This is a genomic window from Chryseobacterium sp. CY350, from assembly GCF_027945075.1.
Classification (GTDB): Bacteria; Bacteroidota; Bacteroidia; order Flavobacteriales; family Weeksellaceae; genus Chryseobacterium.
Genome location: NZ_CP116034.1, coordinates 2,842,023 through 2,863,092 on the forward strand (window position 1 = coordinate 2,842,023; position 21,070 = coordinate 2,863,092).

The 21,070-nt window shown below is 35.8% G+C and carries 18 protein-coding genes; 6 read left to right on the forward strand and 12 right to left on the reverse strand.

The window, feature by feature from the left end; genetic code table 11:
- Nucleotides 1-18: 18 nt before the first annotated feature.
- Nucleotides 19-1,377 carry a c-type cytochrome gene (locus PGH12_RS13245; RefSeq protein ID WP_267596412.1) on the reverse strand — a complete coding sequence of 453 codons (1,359 nt, stop codon included), beginning with the start codon at nucleotides 1,375-1,377 and terminating at the stop codon, nucleotides 19-21.
- Between the two features lie 183 nt (nucleotides 1,378-1,560).
- Between PGH12_RS13245 and PGH12_RS13250 the strand changes: the two genes are divergently transcribed.
- Nucleotides 1,561-2,091, forward strand: a complete 531-nt coding sequence (locus PGH12_RS13250) for an SPOR domain-containing protein (protein ID WP_267596411.1) — start codon at nucleotides 1,561-1,563, stop codon at nucleotides 2,089-2,091.
- A 53-nt stretch (nucleotides 2,092-2,144) separates the two neighbouring features.
- Here PGH12_RS13250 and PGH12_RS13255 read toward each other — a convergent pair whose 3' ends face one another.
- The 6 genes from PGH12_RS13255 to PGH12_RS13280 all read right to left on the reverse strand — a co-directional run bounded on the left by PGH12_RS13255 (nucleotide 2,145) and on the right by PGH12_RS13280 (nucleotide 10,855).
- Nucleotides 2,145-3,419: a DUF6080 domain-containing protein gene (locus tag PGH12_RS13255; protein ID WP_267596410.1), complete on the reverse strand. Its 1,275-nt coding sequence runs from the start codon at nucleotides 3,417-3,419 to the stop codon at nucleotides 2,145-2,147.
- A 79-nt stretch (nucleotides 3,420-3,498) separates the two neighbouring features.
- Nucleotides 3,499-4,860 carry a T9SS type A sorting domain-containing protein gene (locus PGH12_RS13260; protein ID WP_267596409.1) on the reverse strand — a complete coding sequence of 454 codons (1,362 nt, stop codon included), beginning with the start codon at nucleotides 4,858-4,860 and terminating at the stop codon, nucleotides 3,499-3,501.
- A gap of 90 nt (nucleotides 4,861-4,950) precedes the next feature.
- Nucleotides 4,951-6,489, reverse strand: coding sequence for a protein adenylyltransferase SelO (locus tag PGH12_RS13265; protein WP_267596408.1), 1,539 nt, complete (start codon nucleotides 6,487-6,489; stop codon nucleotides 4,951-4,953).
- 75 nt (nucleotides 6,490-6,564) lie between these two features.
- Nucleotides 6,565-8,946, reverse strand: coding sequence for a transglycosylase domain-containing protein (locus PGH12_RS13270; RefSeq protein WP_267596407.1), 2,382 nt, complete (start codon nucleotides 8,944-8,946; stop codon nucleotides 6,565-6,567).
- A gap of 6 nt (nucleotides 8,947-8,952) precedes the next feature.
- Entirely contained in the window at nucleotides 8,953-9,414 is a 462-nt protein-coding gene (locus tag PGH12_RS13275) for a gliding motility lipoprotein GldH (RefSeq protein ID WP_267596406.1), read from the reverse strand.
- On the reverse strand, nucleotides 9,407-10,855 hold the full coding sequence (locus PGH12_RS13280) for a PSP1 domain-containing protein (protein WP_267596405.1): 1,449 nt from the start codon (nucleotides 10,853-10,855) through the stop codon (nucleotides 9,407-9,409). Before PGH12_RS13280 ends, PGH12_RS13275 begins: the two co-directional genes overlap by 8 nt.
- Before the next feature lie 280 nt (nucleotides 10,856-11,135).
- Between PGH12_RS13280 and PGH12_RS13285 the strand changes: the two genes are divergently transcribed.
- The 5 genes from PGH12_RS13285 (at nucleotide 11,136) to PGH12_RS13305 (ending at nucleotide 16,913) form a co-directional block, all read left to right on the forward strand.
- Nucleotides 11,136-12,374, forward strand: coding sequence for an OmpP1/FadL family transporter (locus PGH12_RS13285; RefSeq protein WP_267596404.1), 1,239 nt, complete (start codon nucleotides 11,136-11,138; stop codon nucleotides 12,372-12,374).
- Between the two features lie 11 nt (nucleotides 12,375-12,385).
- Nucleotides 12,386-13,822, forward strand: a complete 1,437-nt coding sequence (locus PGH12_RS13290; RefSeq protein WP_267596403.1) for an SGNH/GDSL hydrolase family protein — start codon at nucleotides 12,386-12,388, stop codon at nucleotides 13,820-13,822.
- 82 nt (nucleotides 13,823-13,904) lie between these two features.
- The gene (locus tag PGH12_RS13295) at nucleotides 13,905-14,843 is read left to right on the forward strand and encodes a ribose-phosphate pyrophosphokinase (RefSeq protein WP_267596402.1); all 939 of its coding nucleotides are present in this window, start codon (nucleotides 13,905-13,907) and stop codon (nucleotides 14,841-14,843) included.
- Between the two features lie 54 nt (nucleotides 14,844-14,897).
- Complete coding sequence (locus tag PGH12_RS13300) at nucleotides 14,898-15,533, forward strand: 50S ribosomal protein L25/general stress protein Ctc (protein WP_267596401.1); 636 nt, start codon at nucleotides 14,898-14,900, stop codon at nucleotides 15,531-15,533.
- A 159-nt stretch (nucleotides 15,534-15,692) separates the two neighbouring features.
- The gene (locus tag PGH12_RS13305; RefSeq protein ID WP_267596400.1) at nucleotides 15,693-16,913 is read left to right on the forward strand and encodes a cysteine desulfurase; all 1,221 of its coding nucleotides are present in this window, start codon (nucleotides 15,693-15,695) and stop codon (nucleotides 16,911-16,913) included.
- 64 nt (nucleotides 16,914-16,977) lie between these two features.
- Here the strand turns inward: PGH12_RS13305 and PGH12_RS13310 are convergent, their stop codons facing one another.
- From PGH12_RS13310 to PGH12_RS13330, 5 genes are all read right to left on the reverse strand, one after another.
- Complete coding sequence (locus tag PGH12_RS13310; protein ID WP_267596399.1) at nucleotides 16,978-17,754, reverse strand: hypothetical protein; 777 nt, start codon at nucleotides 17,752-17,754, stop codon at nucleotides 16,978-16,980.
- A 131-nt stretch (nucleotides 17,755-17,885) separates the two neighbouring features.
- Nucleotides 17,886-18,923: a uroporphyrinogen decarboxylase gene (hemE, locus tag PGH12_RS13315; RefSeq protein WP_267596398.1), complete on the reverse strand. Its 1,038-nt coding sequence runs from the start codon at nucleotides 18,921-18,923 to the stop codon at nucleotides 17,886-17,888.
- A gap of 34 nt (nucleotides 18,924-18,957) precedes the next feature.
- Entirely contained in the window at nucleotides 18,958-19,647 is a 690-nt protein-coding gene (locus PGH12_RS13320; RefSeq protein WP_267596397.1) for a uroporphyrinogen-III synthase, read from the reverse strand.
- A gap of 127 nt (nucleotides 19,648-19,774) precedes the next feature.
- Complete coding sequence (locus tag PGH12_RS13325) at nucleotides 19,775-20,437, reverse strand: peptidoglycan recognition protein family protein (protein WP_267596396.1); 663 nt, start codon at nucleotides 20,435-20,437, stop codon at nucleotides 19,775-19,777.
- 6 nt (nucleotides 20,438-20,443) lie between these two features.
- Nucleotides 20,444-21,022 (reverse strand): DUF1287 domain-containing protein, encoded by a 579-nt coding sequence (locus PGH12_RS13330; protein WP_267596395.1) that lies wholly within the window; start codon nucleotides 21,020-21,022, stop codon nucleotides 20,444-20,446.
- Nucleotides 21,023-21,070: the final 48 nt, after the last annotated feature.

Consider the following 21,070-nt stretch of genomic DNA (forward strand, 5'->3'; position numbering starts at 1 on the left):
CTTCTGATTTTTTAGTTATTAATAATGACATTTACCACACTCAAGACCTCCAATCGCATCTACCGTAATCTTACCGCCATCTTGAGGGTATTGCTTTTTAAGCTTTTCGTGTAGATTTTTGAAGTATTCTTTATTATAACCGTTGTTCATATCAATTTCAGTTGTTCTGTGACATTCGATACACCATCCCATAGTGAAGTCGTTTGCCATCTGTACCACATTCATTGTATCAATTTTTCCGTGACATGCTTTACATACAACATCAATCTTGTTGTCAGGATTTTTCTTGTTGAATGAGTTAATGATTGCTTGTTCACCAGCTACTACGTGTTGAGCATGATTGAAGTAAACAAAATCTGGCATATTGTGAATTCTCGTCCATTCTACAGGAGAAGTGTTTTTACCTGTGTACTGTTGCTTCTCAGGATCCCAACCTGTGTGTTCGTAGATCTTTTTAATTTCACCATCGTAGAAAGCTTTGTCTTTTCCTGGCTCGAGATATTTACCGTTGTACTCAGAAATCGTTCTGTGACAGTTCATACAAACGTTCATCGAAGGAATTTCAGAAACCTTACCATATTTAGCACTTGAGTGACACAATTGGCAGTCGATTTTATTTTCTCCAGCGTGAATTTTATGTGAGAAGTAGATCGGTTGATCTGGTTTGTACCCTTTGTAAACACCAATCCACATGATCCAGTTCCATACACCGTAAGTCGCCAGGATAGCCAGAACAGCTAAAAGACCTTTGCCGATGTAGTGGTATTTTTCATAGATTTCACTGAAAGATTTTACTCTGCTTTCATTAAGCCCGGCCAAGTCTTCAGACTGACCCATTTTTACTAATTGTCTCAGTTTGATTAAGATCCAAACTAATAAACCTGCAATTGCTAAAAGTGAAATGATTACAATGCTTGATGTAGTATTGTTAGCTGGCGCCGCACTAGTTTCTGTTCCTGGTGCTGCTTCTGTAGTTTTTTCCGGTTCTGGTGCCGGAGGATTAGTGGTGTAAGCTAAAATATCGTCGATATCCTTATCTGCAAGATTAGGAAAGACCTGCATTTCAGTCTTGTTGTATTTTTCAAAAACTTCATTGGCGTACTTGTCACCAGAGGCTCTGAGTGATTTGTTATCTTTGATCCACTTGTGAAGCCACTCTGTATCTAGTCCCTGCTCAGACTTCAGTCTTTCAACCACACCTTTCAGTGCCGGTCCTACAACCTGTTTGTCTAAAGCGTGACATGCTGTACAATTTGCCTTAAAAAGTTTCTCGCCATTTTTAGGATCGCCGTCTTGCCCGTAAATTGAAGCACTTGTTGATAGCAATAATCCTATCGCAATCAGCCCTTTTTTATAATGCTTTCTCCAACTAATCATTTAAATTGTCTTATGTTAGTAAATATTGAAACTGTAATCAATCCCGCAAAAATAATATTTTTAACAGGAATTTAACGGTATAACCAAAGGGGAAAATGTCATTAAGGTTTAATTTGTAATTATTCTAAATAACTATGGTTGCTGTATTTTTAAATTATTCTAAATTTGCAGAAACAAGTTTAAATGAGAAATTTCATTAAAATATTTTCAATTCTTTCTTTCTTTGGTTTTTATGCTGTTGATGCCCAACAGGTTGTGAAGAGAGATACACTTTCCGGTACAGAGCTGGTAATGACGATGGATTCGCGTGTGAGCGATGCAATGACGGGTCTCGAAGAAAAATGTTCAAGAGTAGCAGTGCATACTTCTGTCATAAATAATGATCTCCCACCGAGACCTACCAAAATTTATGTTCCAAACAGAGAACTTACCAACGCTGAAGTTTGCAGAAAAAACCCAAGAATTTTAGGATATAAAATTCAGATTACTACTGTGAAAAGTAATGATGAAGCCAACGAAATTAAATCTTATTTCAGAAAGAGATTTCCAAATTTAAAGGTTGAAACAGATGCTTCTCTGAGGCCAAATTATAAGATTCTTGCGGGAAGTTATTTTACCAAACAAAGTGCCGCTTCAGACCTTTCGAAAGTGAGAGAATATTTCAAATCTGCATTTGCTGTACAATACAGAATCTTCTGTGCAGAAGCAAAATAGATTAAAAATTTATAATAAAAAGGCTGGAAACGATCTCGTTTTCAGCCTTTTTATTATTTGTAGAAAAGGTTTAAAAATTCAAAAAAATCGATCATTCGATGGTAATTATTCAGGAGCAGATATATCGTCAAAAGTCCTATGGTCATCGTCAAAAAAGATAATATTTTCGGAGAATTCCCATATGCGAAATACAACCATCCTATTAACAAAGGATAGACGAAAATGTAGTGGCCGCCGTAGATGTATGAGGTATGCAAGCCAAATCTAAAGATGCAATGAATAGTAACATCAACCAAAAAAGAGAGCATAAGAATCTGAACAAGTTTGTTCTTGAAATTCTTAAAATAACTCCATAAAATAATTCCTATCATCAATCCAATGAAGACGTATGCAAATACTGTAGAATAGGTTTCCATAAAGATTGCTTTAAAATAAAAACCTTTCATATTGTGTTTTTCCCGGATGAAAAAGCTTGGAAAAAGTATGTTTCCACCAAAAAAGTAAGAGTAAATCATATCCCAAATCGGTGTCGACTTTACATTTGAGAACTTTTCATACTGTTCGCCCGACTTTGAAAGTATGTTTTGATATTTAAAATCAATACGATTTAAGTATAAAACGACTAAAACTCCTATAGCAAGAATTACTCTGAAAGCTGCATTTCCAAATTTTTTCCAGCTTTTCAATAAGCCTTTTTCGAATACAACAGGGATAAAAACTTTCACAATATTCGTCACTGTTAGTCCGCCAATAGTAACACCGGCCAGTACTAATGCAGAACCCGCAATTTTACCCTCTTTTTTAAATTTTATTCCAGTGTAATTGTTAAATAAAACCAGCAAAAAGAGCGTGTAAGTATAGGTTTCTGGCGTAAAAGAAAGAAGAATATTTGTGGAAAATAAACTGAAAAAGAAGATGATTAAAAGGTTAATAAATAATGGAAGCTTGATGATGTTTTTTAAATATTTATATACCTGAATCAAGCTTAAACTGATAACAAAATTGCTCAGCCATGCCAAGATCAGTCTAAAATTTACATCTGTTTTTCCATTGGTGAATAATAGAACGGAATCTCTCATCCAGTTAAAAAAATAGTAGGAAAGCGGGTGTCTTTCAAAACTACCACCTGTCATTACGATAGCTTTATTGTCAAAACTAAAATATGCATCCCACGGAATTCTGCTGTCAAAAATAATTCTGTAGTGAAGCGCGATATAGGATCCTAAAATTCCGTAGACGATATAAAAAAACACAAAAATCGCCAGTTCAGTGACAGTTGACGGAAATACAATCTTGAAAAAATTAATAAATTTTGATTTAATAGACACAGATTTTAATTTCTGCAAAAATAAAATAAAAAACTCACCGATAAGGGTGAGTTTCTTTGTATTGTTGAAAATAATTAGATTAATCTTTGATTATTTTTTCAGTTTTTGTACTTCCATCGGCAAATTCAATTTTCAGTAAATAAGTGCCTTTCGTGAAAGAACTGATATTTACTTTTTCAGAGGTTGATTGTAGCAATGTTTTTCCTGAAAGATCAAATACAGTAGAAGATTTTATCTTTTTATCTGTTTTGATATTGATTTCCCCTTTTGTAGGATTAGGATAGATGTTTAGTGAAATGTTTTTTACATTAGTAGCATCATTTACTCCTAAAGACCCAGATGTTTTAAACATTCCTCCAACTGTCGCTGAAGTGTTAAATCCACCTGAATAACATGTGTTAGCGTCAGAACATCTAACTCCTAAATGTTGTACGCCTGTATCAATAGAGGTCCAAGTAGAACCATTATCTAAACTTTTCCAAGATCCTCCTGCAGAACTTGTTGCTACCAATATATTAGTCCCTGGAACATATGTAATATCACTAATATTGTTTGCTGCGGAAATTCCTGTAATTGTTACAGTAGACCATGTTGTTCCTCCATCGGTAGTCCTGTACATTGCTATTGCTGTTTGCACTGCAGCTGCAGGAGGTATAGGTGTATTGTATGTTTTCTTTAACACTATGCCTCTATTTTCATCGCTCCAAGCCATGTCTCCACTTATTGTCGCTCCACCAAAATCATTAAGGTTGTATGTAGAACCAGTAAATGCTATATCCCAGTTTAACCCTTTATTAACAGACTTATAAATTCTTCCTTTGTTTGTATAAAAAAATATATTATTTCCGGCAGAATAATATCCAGCATTATAACCATATTCATTATTGATGGGGTCAGGGACATTTGCAGAAGGTACTCTTGTCCATGAAGTTCCACCATTGGAACTTGTATAAAGTTCATATTCGCCATTTTGCGGGTCTCCACCTGCAATAACATTATTAGCATCGAATGCATGAACAAAGTTTAGATAGGATTCGCCTGCGGTGGCGAATGGTTGTTGCGCGGTCCATGTTAGTCCGCCATTTGTAGTTTTATATACGGCTCCTAAACCATCAATTGGTGTAGATAGTAATGCTCCCACCCATGCAGTAGTACCACTTACACCAGAGACATTTGTAATGGTCATTGTAGGGTCTCCAACATTTATTGTTCCTGATGTCCATGTAGTTCCTCCATTAGATGTTTTTGTAAATTCCTGAACAATATTACTGGATGTTACTCCATCGTAAGCGAATGCCCAAGCTGTATTGGCGTCATATACTTCCAGTCCAGAGATCCCTCTGGACACTGTCGAAAATCCTGAACTTTGGATATTCCACGTTTGTGAATATGCAGATACACTCATTGTTAGCGTAAGTGCAGAAAGTAGAAATTTTTTCATATAGAAATTTTTTTTATAAAATTACTAATAAATTGCTATTACAATATGGTAATTGCGTTAAAATTTTAATTTTTTTAAATTAATTTGTAATTATGAGCTACAAGACAACATCGAACATCCACTTATGTCATCATAATTCGCTGGTCTTTTCACAGAAAATTCCGGATAAATTTCTTCGTAAGGATTTTCTAAGGCTCTGGTTAATTTTTCAAGCATCTCTGTTTTTCCCTCATTGATCTCTTCAATGCATTCAAATAGAAGGTAATTTCTTAAAAGAAATTTAGGGTTTGTCTTTTTCATTAAATTTATAGATTCGTCTTTTGAAATTGAATTTTCATCTAATCTGTTTTTGTACACCTGAATGAAATTTTCGAGCTTTTTCAATTTGATATCATCTAAAATACTATAAGAAATATTCTGAAATTCATTTTTAATATCAGTGATTGATGTTATTTTTTCTAGTAAGCCGAAAAATAGTGTATGATCTAAATGAAGTTCCTGCATCAAACCTTGCCAATTGCTGAAAAATTCTTCATCAGTGTCCTTTAGATCATCAAAGCCAAATTTTTTACAAAGCATTTTATCATGTGCTTCCCAAAAATAGGTTCCGTATGAATTTAGTGTTTCTTCCAGAAATTTTTCGTCTTTAATTAAAGCAAAAAGAGCATTCGCAAGTTGCCATAGATTCCACTGGGAAATTTGTCCTTGTTTACCAAATGCATATCTTCGTCCTGGCAAATCTGTGCTATTTGGGGTAAAATTGAGATCATATTCGTCCATCATTGAAAACGGCCCGTAGTCTATAGTCAGACCTAAAATCGACATATTATCTGTATTCATCACTCCGTGTACAAAACCCACTCTGAACCATTCTACCATTAAATCAGCGGTTTTTGTGCAGATAGCCTGAAAAAAGTCTTTATATTTCTGTTCGCCTTGGGAAGTGATTTCGGGAAAATAATTTTCTACTGTAAAATCTGCAAGCTTCTTTAAAGTGTCTATTTCTTTTTGTGCAGACATCAACTCGAAATGTCCGAAACGCAAAAAACTTTCGGCTGTTCTTACAACAACGGCTCCTTTTTCTTCCTGAGGATTTCCACTGTACATCATATCGCGTACTACATTTTCACCCGTAAAGCTTAAACTTAATCCTCTTGTGGTAGGAATTCCCAGGTGATACATTGCCTCGCTCATCAAATATTCTCTTACTGATGATCTCAGAACGGCGCGTCCGTCAGCATGTCTTGAATACGGAGTTGCTCCTGCTCCTTTCCACTGAAGCTCGGTTTTCTTGCCATTTTCATTTATAATTTCTCCTGCTAAAATAGCTCTTCCGTCACCGAGTTGTCCGGCCCAATTTCCAAACTGATGTCCGGCATAAGCTGTCGCGTAAGTTTTAATGTTTTCCGGTAAGTTGTTTCCCACAAGAAAACTTTCATCATCATTAAGTTTACCAAGACCTATTTCCTCGGATAGCTTTTCATTAAAAACAATCAGTTCAGGATGATCAAACCCCACAGGATCGATCGTGGAAAATAATACTTTCGGTGTATTTCTCTGAATAGGATTTTTTGATAAATCACCAGGAAAGATATTGATGAAAGGCTGTTTGATATTTTTAAGATTCATAATTCAAATATATCAAAACTGATGCAAAAAAAAGACCTTTCAGTAATTGAAAGGTCTTATGATAATTATTTAATTTTATTTATTGAAATCTATTTCTTCTCCCTTATTCAGGTTTTCGTTTACATTTTCTTCCTTCTTTCCTGTATTGTTTTTTGGGGTGGGATCTGTAGGTCTAGGATTTTTAATCTCATCGATTGTCTGTAAACCGCCATCATCACCATAACCGCCACCAAGACCTTGAAGATTTGTGCATCCGTCTTTCCATTCGCTAGGTTTTACAAACTTGTCATCTGGCGAAACATTTAGCGATTTATCAGCCCAGACTTTCTTCATGTAAATGGCCCAAATTGGTAATGCCATTTTTGCTCCCTGTCCTTCACCGGTTCCCCAGAAGTGAGTTGCTCTGTCTTCCCAACCTACCCATGCTCCTGTAGCCAGTTTTGGTGTAATTCCCATAAACCAACCATCTGAGTTATTTTGCGTGGTACCTGTTTTTCCTGCTATTTCAATGGTTTTAGCAATTCCTCTTCTGCCAAGTTCTCCAGATGCAGTACCATATTGGGCAACGCCTTTCATCAATTCGATCATGGTATAGGCGTAATTAGGATTCATAACTTCTTTTGGTTCTGCATTTACCTCTTTAATAACTCTACCGTTCGCATCTTCAATTCTCCAGATCATTTCCGGTTTGTTGTAATTTCCGTAATTGGCGAAAGTACTGTACGCACCTACCATTTCGTAAATAGTAATATCGGAAGAACCTAATGCCATCGGTAAACTTGTAGAGATCTCTTCAGTTACTCCTAAATCTCTTGCAGTCTGAATGACGCTCTGAGTTCCTGCCATTTCTGCAAGTCTTAGTGCAACAGGGTTTTGAGAATGAGCTAAAGCATCTTTCAATGTCAGCATTCCGCCTCTTCCCGGCACGTGGTAAGTTCCTTTGTTGAAACTAGCATTCGATATCGTAGAACACGGCGTTAAACCCAATTTCATAATAGCTGTAGCATATACGAAAGGTTTGAAAGTAGATCCTACCTGTCTTTTCCCTTGCTTTATGTGATCATATTGAAAGTGTTGCCAGTCGATACCCCCAACCCAGGCTTTAATTTCCCCGGTTCCAGGAACGACAGACATTAAACCTGCCTGTGCGATCTGTTTGTGATATCTGATTGAGTCCCAAGGTGACATTTCAACCTCTTCTTCTCCAGCCCATGTAAAACGTGAAGTTTTTATAGGTTTATGGAATTCCATCATGATAGAATCTTCAGGAACATTATTGGCTTTTAATAATTTGTAACGCCCCGTTCTTCTTACCGCCTGCATCATTACGTCATTAGCCTGCTTGTCATTAAGATAATAAAAAGGTCTGTTTTTTCTGCCTCTCTGTTCGGCATCAAATCTTTTCTGAAGATCTGTCAAATGCTCTTTTATAGATTCTTCAGCATATTTCTGCATCTTAGAATCTAAAGTAACATATATTTTTAAACCGTCTTTATACAAATTCAGTTCTTTACCTTTTTCTTTCTCATACCCCTCAATATACTTATCAATTTCTTTTTTCAGATAAAATTTAAAGTATGCAGAGTGATTGTCATTGATGTTTTTAATCGGATGATAATCAAGAGTGATCGGCGTAGATACAGCTTTTTCAAATGTTGCCTGATCAATATATCCTGTCTTAAGCATTTGGTCTAGAACGACATCTCTCCTTGTTTTTGCCCTCTCAATATTCCTCATCGGGTTATTTTTAACCGGATTTTCGAGCATAGCCACAAACATTGCAGCTTCTGGCAGAGTAAGTTCTTTCGTCGTTTTATTAAAATAAATCTTCGCGGCCATCTCAATACCATTGGCATTGTATAGAAAATCAAACTTATTAAAATACTGCGTAATGATTTCTTCTTTGGTATATCTTTTTTCAAGACTGACGGCAACTACCCACTCTTTCAATTTCTGAAATGCTCTTGCAACTTTGTTTTGAGAGGCTCCATTTGTGAAAAGTAATTTGGCAAGCTGTTGAGTGATCGTAGAACCACCACCTCGTCCTCCACCATAAACTACCGCTCTTGCAACAGACTGTAAATCAATACCTGAGTGTTCTTTAAAACGCTCATCTTCTTTAGCCTGCAAAGCATAAATAATGTAAGGTGGAAGATCCTGATAAGCAATTGGCTGGGTTTTTTCTTTTTCAAACTTGCCTAAAAGTACACCATCAGAAGAAATAATTTCTGATGCTACATAAATGTCAGGGTTTTCAAGTTCTTTCACGTCTGGCATATCACCAAGAAAGCCTTGCGATACGGCAAAGAATAGTGCTGAGAGCCCTAAAACTACTGCGATAAAGCCAACCCAAATCAGCCTTACCCATCTTTTCCATGCAGTACTTTTGCTATTCTTTTTAGGAGGAAGCGGGAATGTTTTTCCCTTGTTTCCTGTATTTTGTCTATTGTCTTCCATGTGTAATTACGGTTTAGCCGTTTCTACTTTTATACCTAAATCTTCAATTCCCGGAAGGTTGTCATTTCTCATCGCCTGCTGTATATTGATTTCGTAAATTCCTTTTTCGGGAAATTTATAATTGGTTCTGTATTGAAATAAAGTCTCCTTTGTCTCGCCAAATCCTGTTCCTAACCACTCACCGTTTGGTTTTGCCAAAATATAGTTCAAAGTATCAACTACAGCTATTTTACTTTTCGGGTTTTTAAAATTAACTATAAATCTTATATTGCTGTAAGGATATTCATTATTATTCCTTACAACAAATATAATATTTTTAAGATTTTCAGGATCTGTTATTTCCAGTTTAAATTTTTGCGCGGTCTTCTTATTCCATTTATTATTGATAGGATTCATAGTGACATCTTCATTCGAAGTGCCACATCCTATTAAAAACATAAGCATTAATACCCCTAAAACTTTATGCATTGTTATCTTTTTTGGGAGGAAATTTCTTTTTGAATTTCTTTTTTGGAGGTTGCTGCACTTTCTGATCAGGATTTACATTCGCTTCTACTTTATCTACCTGAACCTTTGGTTGCTGCTTTGGCGGTCTTTGATTTGGGTTCTGGTTGGGATTAGGTTTTGCGTTAGGATTCGTATTTCTAGGTCTTTCAGAATTTACAGGTTTTTCATTTGAAGATCTTTCTGTCTTTTGAGGCCTGTCATTTCTGTCAGTCCTTTCCGGACGGTCTTTTCGTGGTCCCTGATTGTTATTGGGTCTGTTTTGATTTGGATTTTGACCTTGATTCTGGTTTCTGTTTTTGTTGAAACCTCCTCTGTTTTTCTTTTCAAATCTGTCAACACTGTTTTCCTGAATAAGATCTACACTTGGCAAAGCGATATCCGGAACTTTCAACTCTTCAAGCGGAAGTATTCTTTCGCCCTTTTTGTTTTGAGCAATCAGTTTTTTAACTAAATCAATATCGAAATCATACCAAGCCATTGAGCTGTCAACATATGCAAACCACATTTTCTTCTTGAAAACGTCGATTTTAATACAAAAAGCTCTTCCTTTTTCCGTATCCAACATCGTTGAAGACGATGGGAAGTGACTTAATGCATCCAGATAACTGTCTAATTCATAATTGAGACAACACTTCAGTTTTCCACATTGCCCTGCCAATTTTTGAGGATTGATGCTTAATTGCTGATATCTTGCGACATTGGTATTTACCGATCTGAAATCTGTCAGCCAGGTTGAGCAGCACAATTCTCTTCCACAAGAACCAATTCCACCGATTTTTGCAGCTTCCTGTCTGAAACCAATCTGTTTCATATCGATTTTTGTTCTGAACGTTCCTGCGAACTCTTTAATCAACATCCTGAAATCTACACGATTATCTGCCGTGTAATAGAAAGTGACTTTTGACCCGTCTCCCTGATATTCCACATCAGTAATCTTCATTTCAAGACCTAATCTGTGAGATATTTTTCGCGCGTCTACCTTTACGGGCTCTTCTTTTTTTCTCGCTTCCTGCCAGACTTCAATGTCTTTTTGATTGGCAAGCCTGTATATTTTGAGTGGGTCTTCAGTTGAAAATCTTTTCTTTTTCATCTGAATTTTTACCAGTTCTCCTGAGAGACTTACCACTCCTACATCATGTCCGGGGCTAGATTCTACTGTTACTACGCTACCTATATGTAAAGGAATATTGTTTACATTTTTATAAAATGATTTTCTGTCATTTTTAAATCTAACTTCCACAAAATCACATCGGTTAGATGCTGGGTTCTGTATGTTAGATAACCAATCGAAAACACTTAATTTATAACTATTACCACAGGTATTTACACTTTCACAGCCATTCGCGGATTTCGTTCCGCAAGAATGTGCAGAATCGCCGGATGTTTTGCATCCACAACTCATATATTATAATTTATTTAATCTTGCAAATTTATTGATTTTTATCTTTACACAATTCCAAAAGTAATAAATCTTTATTTTGTTAAATGTTTAATATTAAACGGTGGCGTATTCTTAAAGAATATTTTTTCTCTAAAGCCTTTAAAAATAGCTATTTAATGATGAAAATATCTAAAGTGCTATTTTAAACATAATTTTCTTTTATGATTATGTTTAAAATATTAAGATTTATTAACAAACGTAATTAAATTAATTTTATATTTGGAATATATAATAAATGTCTATGAAAAAAATATTAGTATCAACTGCTTTGTTGGCTGGGGTTCTATCTTATGCGGGAGGCTTCAGGGTTTCTCTGCAAGGGGTAAAACAATTGGCGATGGCGCATACCAGTGCTCATGCTGAGGATGCGAGTGTTGCGTTCTTTAACCCTGCAGGTATGTCGTTCATCCCTTCAAAACTAAGTATTGTTGCAGGAGGTTTCGGCGCAAGTAATAAGGTTACTTTTCAAAATTTAAATACTTTGCAAAGTACAGAAACAGATAATCCTATCGGTACTCCTATTTATGCTGCGATTGCGTACAAGCCAATCGACAAACTATCTATAGGATTCAGTTTTACAACACCTTTCGGTAGTACCATTCAATATCCTTACGACTGGGAAGGTAGAGAAATGGTACAAAAGCTTGAATTAAAAAGTTTTTACTTCCAGCCGATGGTTTCTGTAAAAATGGCAGACTGGTTGTCTTTCGGAGCAAGTTATATCTATGCTAAAGGACAGGTAAACTGGGATAAAGCCGTTACTCAGTTTGGCGGAACAGTTAATATTAATGACGAAAAAGCAAGTGGCCACGGATATGGTTTTGGTTTCTATTTCAGACCAGATCCTAAGTTTGATCTAAGTATAGCTTACCGTTCACCAGTTGATATGAAAGCAAAAAAAGGAACTGCTACATTTACTGTTCCTGCACAAAATACGGTTAACGGATTATTGGGATTAAACAATGCCGGACAAGACGGTTTTACCGCTACTTTACCATTGGTTGAAGAATATACAATCGGTATGACGTACAAGGTTACGCCAAAATGGTTGATCTCGGCAGATTTCAATTACCACGGCTGGGAAAGATATAGCAGACTGACTTTAGATTTTGCTAATGCACCAATAGGAAATCAGGCTGATCCTACCATTCTTGTTGCTCCTAAAAACTTTAGAAATTCTAAAACATTCAGATTGGGGACGCAGTATATGTTTAATGAAATGGTTTTTGGCCGTTTGGGAGCATATTATGATGAATCTCCTTACACTGACGAAAATTTTATCCCGGAAACACCATCATTCGATTCTTTTGTAATAACAGGAGGTTTAGGATTTAAATTTAAACAATTCGGAGTTGACGTTGCAGGAGGTTATGTAATGCCGCAAAGCAGAGATGTCAATAATAAAACTCTTGGCTTCTACGGTCAGGCAAAGGCAAAAGCATTCTATGTGGGTCTGGGTTTATCTTATAACCCTTTTTAATTTAAAGAATTATGAAAAAAATAATAATATCTACACTTGCTGTTTCTGCGATGTTTTTTACAACAAGCTGTAATACAGATTTTGATACAGACGTACAAGACATCGTTGTAACGAAAGGCGAAGCTGACTTTTCTAAATTTATATCTTTAGGAAATTCATTAACTTCAGGTTACAGAGACGGTGCGTTATATTCTGGCGGACAAAACGAGTCTTTTCCAAGCATGATGGCAATGCAAATGAAGCTTGCTGGAGGAGGAGAATTTAAACAGCCTTTGATGCCAAATAACGTTGGAGGATTTATTGGTTTACCCGGATTTCCTGGAAAACTTGAGCTAAAAATGGTTAATGGGGCATTAAGTCCGGTAGCTAATCCTTCTGCTGCTGCATTAGATAATGTAGTTGCGGGCAGACCTTACCAAAATATGGGTGTTCCAGGCGCGAAAGTTTCTCATTTGCTGGCACCTGGTTATGGTAACCCAGCGGGACTTTCTTTAGGTTTGGCAAATCCGTATTTTGTAAGATTTGCTTCTTCTACTACAGCTTCTGTTGTAGGTGACGCGTTGGCACAGAATCCTACATTCGTATCTCTTTGGATTGGTAATAACGATGTTTTAGGATATGCTACTACAGGAGGAGACGGAACTAATCCTATCACACCTGTTGACGGAGCTGCTGGTATAGGGTTTACAAGCACTTACACTGCATTGATAGGAACAGTATTTCCTACGGGAACAACAAGAAAGGGAATTGTAGCCAACATTCCGAATGTTACTAATGTTCCTTTCTTTACGAGAGTTCCTGCTATGCCTCTTACGAATCTTTCTGCTGCGCAGGTTACTCAATTAAATAGTGGCTATGCTGCTTATAATGCAGGTTTGGCTCAGGCAAAAGCTTTGGGTGCGATCAACGATGCAGAATATCAAAAAAGATTAATCAAGTTTGTGGCGGGAGCTGTTGCAAACGGAGCAGTGATCGCTGATAAGGATTTAGTGACGGTTCCGGGTCTTCCAAAATACAGACAGACCACTTCAAAAGATTTTATTCTATTGACGGCAAGTGCAGTGCTTACACCTCAAGCGGGTGGTGGTACTTCAGTTCCTTTAGAAGATAAATTGGTTCTTACAGAAATGGAAGCTGCAAAAGTTATTACGGCAACAAATTCTTACAATACAACCATTAAATCGCTAGCAGATTCTAAAGGTCTGGCGTTTGTAGATATGAATGCAAAAATGGCAGAGCTGAATTCAAAATCAGGAATTTCTTGGGATGGCGTGAGATATACTGCTACATTCGTCACAGGTGGAGCTTTCTCTTTAGACGGAGTTCATCTTACAGGAAGAGGCTATGCTATTGTTGCTAACGAATTTATTAAGGCAATTAATATGAAATATAAATCTACACTGCCACAGGTAGATCCTAATAAATATTCAGGCGTTACGTTCCCATAAAATGCAGGGAAATAAAAATGGAAACCACAAGACTATTCTTGTGGTTTTTTTTTAAATTTGCAAAATCTTTTAAAAAGTAAAAATGGCCGATCAACAGAGTTATCTATTTTCGACAAGGACGAGTAAAGACCTGGCGGAAAAAATTGCCCAATATTATGGGAAAGAATTAGGGAAAATCATTATTCAGGAGTTCAGCGATGGAGAATTTGAACCTGTTTTAGACGAATCCGTACGAGGAGGAAGAGTTTTCCTGATTGGATCTACGTTTCCGCCGGCAGACAATCTTTTAGAACTTCTTCTAATGATTGACGCTGCTAAAAGGGCTTCTGCGAAGAGTATTACCGTGGTTCTTCCTTATTTCGGTTTGGCAAGACAAGACAGAAAAGACAAACCAAGAGCGCCAATCGGAGCAAAGTTGGTGGCAAATCTTTTGACGGCTGCTGGTGCAACCAGAATCATGACAATGGATCTTCATGCTGATCAAATTCAAGGGTTCTTTGAAATTCCGGTTGATCATCTGTACGCTTCTACAATTTTTGTAGACTATATCAGAGACATGAATCTTGATAACCTTACTATTGCTTCTCCGGACATGGGAGGTGCAAAAAGAGCGAAAAACTACGCAGGTCATTTAGGTGCTGATGTCGTAATTGCTTACAAAGAAAGAAAAAAGGCCAACGTTATTGAAGAAATGTTCCTGATCGGGGACGTAGAAGGTAAAAACGTAATCCTTATTGATGACATGATAGATACCGCAGGTACGCTTTGCAAGGCTGCAGGTATTTTAATGGAAAAAGGAGCGAAATCTGTAAGAGCAATGGCAACTCACGGAGTACTTTCCGGTAAAGCATATGACAATATTGAGAACTCACAATTACTGGAAGTTATTGTAACTGACTCAATTCCTGTGAAAACTAATTTGTCATCTAAAATAAAAGTGCTATCTTGCGCCCCATTATTTGCTGATGTTATGAAGATGGTGCACGAGCATCAATCGATTAGCAGTAAGTTTATTATTTAATTAATAATCAACTGTTTACAGCGTAAATTCAAACAAATTTTTAAATTTTTATAAATGAAATCTATTACAATTCAAGGTACAAAAAGAGAAAGCGTGGGCAAAAAGTCGACAAAAGCTTTACGTGATGCTGAATTAGTTCCTTGTGTTGTTTACGGAGGTGGCGAGCCATTGAACTTCTCTGCATTAGAGAAAGCGTTCAAAGGTTTAGTGTATACTCCTGAAGCACACACGGTATCTATTGAAGTTGACGGACAGGTAATTCCTGCAGTTCTTCAGGATATTCAGTTCCACCCGATTACAGACAAAATTATTCATGCAGACTTCTACAGATTATCTGACGATAAGCCGGTAGTTATGGAAGTTCCTGTAAGATTAACTGGTCGTTCTAAAGGTGTTGTAGCTGGTGGTGTTTTACGTCAGTCTTTCAGAAAATTGAAAGTAAAAGCTATTCCTGCAAACTTGCCAGACGAGGTAGTTGTTGATATCACTTCATTGAAGATTGGTAACAAACTTTATGTAGGAGGTCTTAAAGCAGAAGGATTCTCATTTGTACACCCGGACAATGCAGTTGTTGTGGCTGTTAAAATGTCTAGAAATGCAGCTAAAGGTGGTGCAATGGCAGATGACGATGAAGAAGAAGTTGCAACAGAAGGAGATGCTCCTGCAACTGAAGAAGCAGCAGCTGAATAAGAATTTTCTTAATCACAATATAAGACCTGTCATTTTTTGGCAGGTTTTTTTATTTTTAGATTAAATCTATTGATGAGTTTGCTCACATTACTTTAGTGAAAAATGTCGTAAATTTGATGCGTTCTAAATAAGAACGTTTAATTACTAAAATTGAAATAAATGTTTGACATTCAGGAAATAAGAAGTCATTTTTCTATATTAAACCAGCAGGTGAACGGTAAGCCTTTGGTTTATTTAGACAATGCAGCGACATCCCAGAAACCAAATTCAGTTCTTGAGGTTTGGAATCAATATTATACAGAAATCAATGCTAATGTTCACAGAGGAATTCATACTCTGAGCCAATTGGCAACCGAAGAAATGGAACTTTCGCGAAGAAAAATCCAAAAATTCATCAACGCTAAAAATGATTTTGAAGTCATTTTTACCAAAGGAACCACAGAAGGCATTAACCTCATCTCTTATATTTTAACTCAAAAACTTAAAAAAGACGATGAGATTATCATTTCTTATCTGGAGCATCACTCGAATATAGTTCCGTGGCAGCTGCTTTGTGAAAGAACAGGAGCAAAACTGCGGGTCATCCCAATCGATCAGGACGGGATTCTTCAGCTTGATTATCTCGATCGCTTTTTAAGTGAAAAAACGAAAGTAGTTTCTATCAACCAAGTTTCTAATGCATTAGGAATTGTAAATCCTATTGAAGAGATTATTGCAAAAACAAGAGCCAATTCAGATGCATACATCGTTATTGATGGTGCACAGTCTGCTCCACATTTTAAAATTGATGTTCAGGCGTTAGATTGTGATTTTTTTGTGTTTTCAGGTCATAAGATGTATGCTCCGATGGGAACTGGAATTTTGTATGGAAAACAGGCTATTCTTGAAGATTTGCCACCATTCCACGGAGGTGGTGAGATGATCTCTGTATGCTCATTTGATGGGACCACTTATGCAGGTTTACCTTTTAAATATGAAGCGGGAACACCGAATGTAGGTGGAAATATTGCTTTGGGTGCAGCCGTTGATTTCATCAATAAAATAGGTCATGAAAATATCCAGCGTCACGAAAATGCTTTACTCGAATATGCTCAAAAACATCTATTGGAAATTGATGGTTTAAAGGTGTATGGCGAAAAAGCCAACAGAACCGGAGTTGTTTCTTTTAATCTTGAAGGAATAGGAATTTCCTCAGATGTAGGCATGATTCTCGATAAAATGGGCGTTGCCGTAAGAACCGGGCACCACTGTACGCAGCCGATTATGGATTTCTTTGCTATTGCAGGAACGGTGAGAGCAAGTTTTGCTGTTTATAATACATTCCAGGAAATTGATTTGTTGGTAGAAGGAGTGAAAAAAGCCCAGAGAATGCTGGCGTAATTTTTAGAAATTTAATTTGAAGATAAAAAATCCCTTTCAGCTTTTTGTTGAAAGGGATTTTTGTTTATTTTACTCTAACTATTTTTGCGTCAAAATCGGCCATTAAATAGACTCTATTGAAATCAGATTCAGTCTGATAATTTTCCATTTCATCTAATTGATATGAAACTGATGATAGCGAGCCAATAAGAAGGATTAACCAATATTCACCAATTTCATTTTCTCCATTTTTATAAATTTGCAATTTAGGTTCTTTCTTTTTAATTTCTTCATTTAATCTCTCGTTCGTTAAATATGGACCTTGCCAATTTTTTTCGTTAAAAGTAAAACTGACACTTGAATGCTTCATAAGTCGAATTTCTTCAATAAAATCGGGTTTTTCTACTTTTTCATTTAGAATTAATGATTGAATATAATTAGATATTTTGTTTGCTAATTCTTTTTTTTGAAATTGTTTGTATTCAAAACTATCATTGTAAATAGTTATAGAAGCATGAATTTTTTCATTGGGAAATAACTTAGTGAAAATTTTTTCAGAATATTCGAAAAGAGATTTTATACGATTATATTTTTCAGAATTTTCCGTGAATATTCTTGTATGTTCTAATCCTATTAATTGCAAATTGTTTTGGAGAATAAAATCTGGTCTTGGCGGATTTGGTTTATCAACTATAGATAAATTTTCATTGAGTTTATATATAAATTTTCCTACTTGACAAACTTCAATTAATTCTTTTTGAGGAAGATTGTATTTTTCTACTATTGGAAAAATGATTTTTCCAAGTTCATCTCTTTCTTTGTCGAAATCACGCCGTAAGCTTTCTATGTCAATTTTATTCATCTTTATTATGATTATATTATAGACAAATGTAAATAGATTTTTATTAAAGGTAGTACGGTAAACCTTATTATGATGTTTAGATTTTTAATAGCGAAAGCTGCTCATACGAACAGCTTTAATTTAATTTTTCCTTAGTAATTATTATTCGGTTTCCAATCTACAACTGCTCTTATAAACGCTTCCGCATTTTCCAAAGGAATATCAGGTAAAATTCCGTGGCCTAGATTGGCAATATATCTATCTTTACCGAAACGGTTAATCATTTCGTTCACCATTTTCTTAATCGTTTCAGGAGTTGAATGTAATCTCGCAGGATCAAAATTTCCTTGCAAAGTCATCGTATGATTCGTTAAAGTTCTTGCCAATTCCGGTTTAATCGTCCAGTCAACACCCAAAGCAGAAACCGGCGACATCGTCATATCTTCCAATGCAAACCAACATCCTTTTCCGAACACAACAACGTGCGTCAACGGTGCCAAAGCTTCAACGATCTGACTGATGTACTGCCATGAAAATTCCTGATAATCTTGTGGAGAAAGCATTCCGCCCCAAGAATCGAAAACCTGAACCGCAGAAACTCCTTTTTCAACTTTTCTTTTCAGATAAGCAATCGTAGTATCAGTGATTTTCTGAAGCAAAAGATGCGCAGCTTCCGGCTGCTGGAAACAAAAAGATTTAGCAATATCAAAAGCTTTACTTCCTTTTCCTTCCACGCAATAGCAAAGAAGCGTCCATGGTGAACCAGCAAAACCAATCAACGGAATTTCGTTGTCTAATTTAATCAAAGTCAAGTCAATCGCGTCAAAAACATAACCCAAAGTATCGTTTACATCAGGCACAACCACATTTTGAACATCTTCCATCGTTCTGATAGGATTGTCTAACCACGGACCCACGTTTTCTTTCATTTTAAAATCGATTCCCATTGCCTGAGGAACCACCAAAATGTCGGAAAATAAGATCGCAGCATCCAAAGGATATCTTCTGATCGGCTGAACGGTGATTTCAGAAGCCAATTCCGGAGTCTGGCATCTTGTGAAAAAGTCGAATTTATCACGCAACGCAATGAATTCCGGTAAATATCTTCCCGCCTGTCTCATCATCCAAACCGGTGGTCTTTCTACAGTTTCGCCGCGAAGTGCTTTTAAATATAGGTCGTTTTTAATCATATTTTTTAGTTGATAGTTGTTGATTTTCAAATAATTACTTTAAATTAAATATTTTTAAAGTTTCTTTAATGATCAACAACAAGTTTGATAAAGTATTTTTTCTACTTGTAAAAATCTCTGATTTTGCATGTTTTCTTAGCTCTTTTGAAGTGGTTTCTCCAATTGAAAAAAGAAGCATATTTTCTAAAGAATTATTTTTCGCAAAACTACGAACTCCACTTGGGCTAAAAAAAACTATTGCATGATATTTTTCATGTATCACGGGATTCAACTGTTCAGTTTTATAAACTGTCACTTTTTTGTAGCTTATATTTTGAAGTGGAAGCTCCTTATCTAAAACATCAATCGCCAAATTTCCACAAAAATGAATGAATTTTTCATGAGAACAGTGATCAATAATGAATTTGGAAAGCGTTTCGGCATTTTTTAAAACTTTAAAAGTTCCAAAACCATTTTTTCGGAGTTCTTTCTTGGTTTTTTCTCCAACGCAGTAGATTTTATTGTAATTTTTTACGGTGAAATCTTCATTTGGTTTAAATCCATTTTCAAAAAATGATTTTACACCATTTAAACTCGTGAAGATCAGTGAATTGTTTTTTAAATCAAATGATTCAATTTCGAGATTTTCTATTTTAATAACCTCAACACATTCAGCCGAAATGTCGTTTCCCAATTCTTCGGAAAGTAATTCTGAATCTATGTTTTTGGTAAATAAAATTTTCATTTAAATATTTGTCTTATGAAGCAGAATTTTTTAACGCTAAGGTCGCTAAGATTTTTTTAATTACTAACTGTTTTTAAGTTCGCAAAGGCGTTCTACTTAGCGAAGATTACAAAGTTCGAAACAGGTATTAATTACTTGGTTTGTCTTTTAACTTTAAATCAGCGACTTGAAGTCTTACTTTGCTCATGAAGTCTTTTCCGGGATCTTCTTTTCCAGTGAAATATTTCGGGTCAGACTCTTTCCAAAGTTTAGAATTTCTAAAAACTCCGTATTCCGAATGTCCGATGAGATATTCAATTTTATATTTTTGAGTTAAATATCTTACCAACTGTGCATTTGCGGCAACTTGTTTCTCTGTGAGCGGCTGTTTTTTACTTCCGATATTTTCAACTCCGATGGCACAGTAATTTAATCCGATGGTATGTCTTGCAAACATATTGGGTTCCATCAATTGATAAATCGTTCCGTCTCGGTCTACAATATATTGCGAAGAAACGTTGAGTGTACTTTGTTTCTTTAAAGTATTTCTGGCATTTTCGAGATGCGTTTTGTTGAAATATTTAAAATTGCTTTCCACCGTTCCGCCTGCTGTATAATGCAAAACAATCATTTTCGGAATAATGATAGGAGACTTTTGAGTTAAGCCGTGATGTTCTTTCAAATATTCTAAACTGAGGCTGATTCTTTCCGGCGAATAATTGATCGGTTTATTGATCACCTTAAAATCGCTATTCTGCGCAGGCGAAAAATTTAAAATCAATAAAAATAAAATACAAATAAAATTCTTCATGAATAATTATTTCGGATATTGATAATGTCCCGTAATCGTAAATTTAAACAAACAATCTTCAATAACCTGGCCGCCACCGATGTTGTGAACGATCAAATATCTTTTTCCGTCAGCAGATTTCTTATTGACAACAATTCCTATGTGCGTTAAATTTCCGGGTAAAAGCCATGTAACAATATCTCCGGGAACATATAGTGCGGGATTATTTTCAATAGATTTTGACTTCCCAAATTTCGCAAAGAAGACCATCAGGTTCGGAACTCTTCTGTGGTCAATATTTGTATCAGGCTTTTTCAGTCCAAACTTTTTAGGATATTTAGAAAAATTCTTCTTCATATCTTCGTGTACTTCTTTCTGTAAATCAATCCCGAGCTTTCTGTATGCTCTGATGATTACATCTGTACAAACTCCTTTATCTGCGGCAACGTCACCATTGGGATATTTGATTGAATAATAAGCCGGATCGTAAGTGACTTTGTCTTTTGTCAAACTCAAAGCGGCATCAGATAACTTTTGAGCAAACTGATTTTGTGCATTTGAAAAAACAAAGAACAGAAATAAGATTATGGAAAAGAATTTTCTCATCGGTAGTAAGATTTAGAATTGAAAACAGTTTTGTAAAGTTTAAAAATT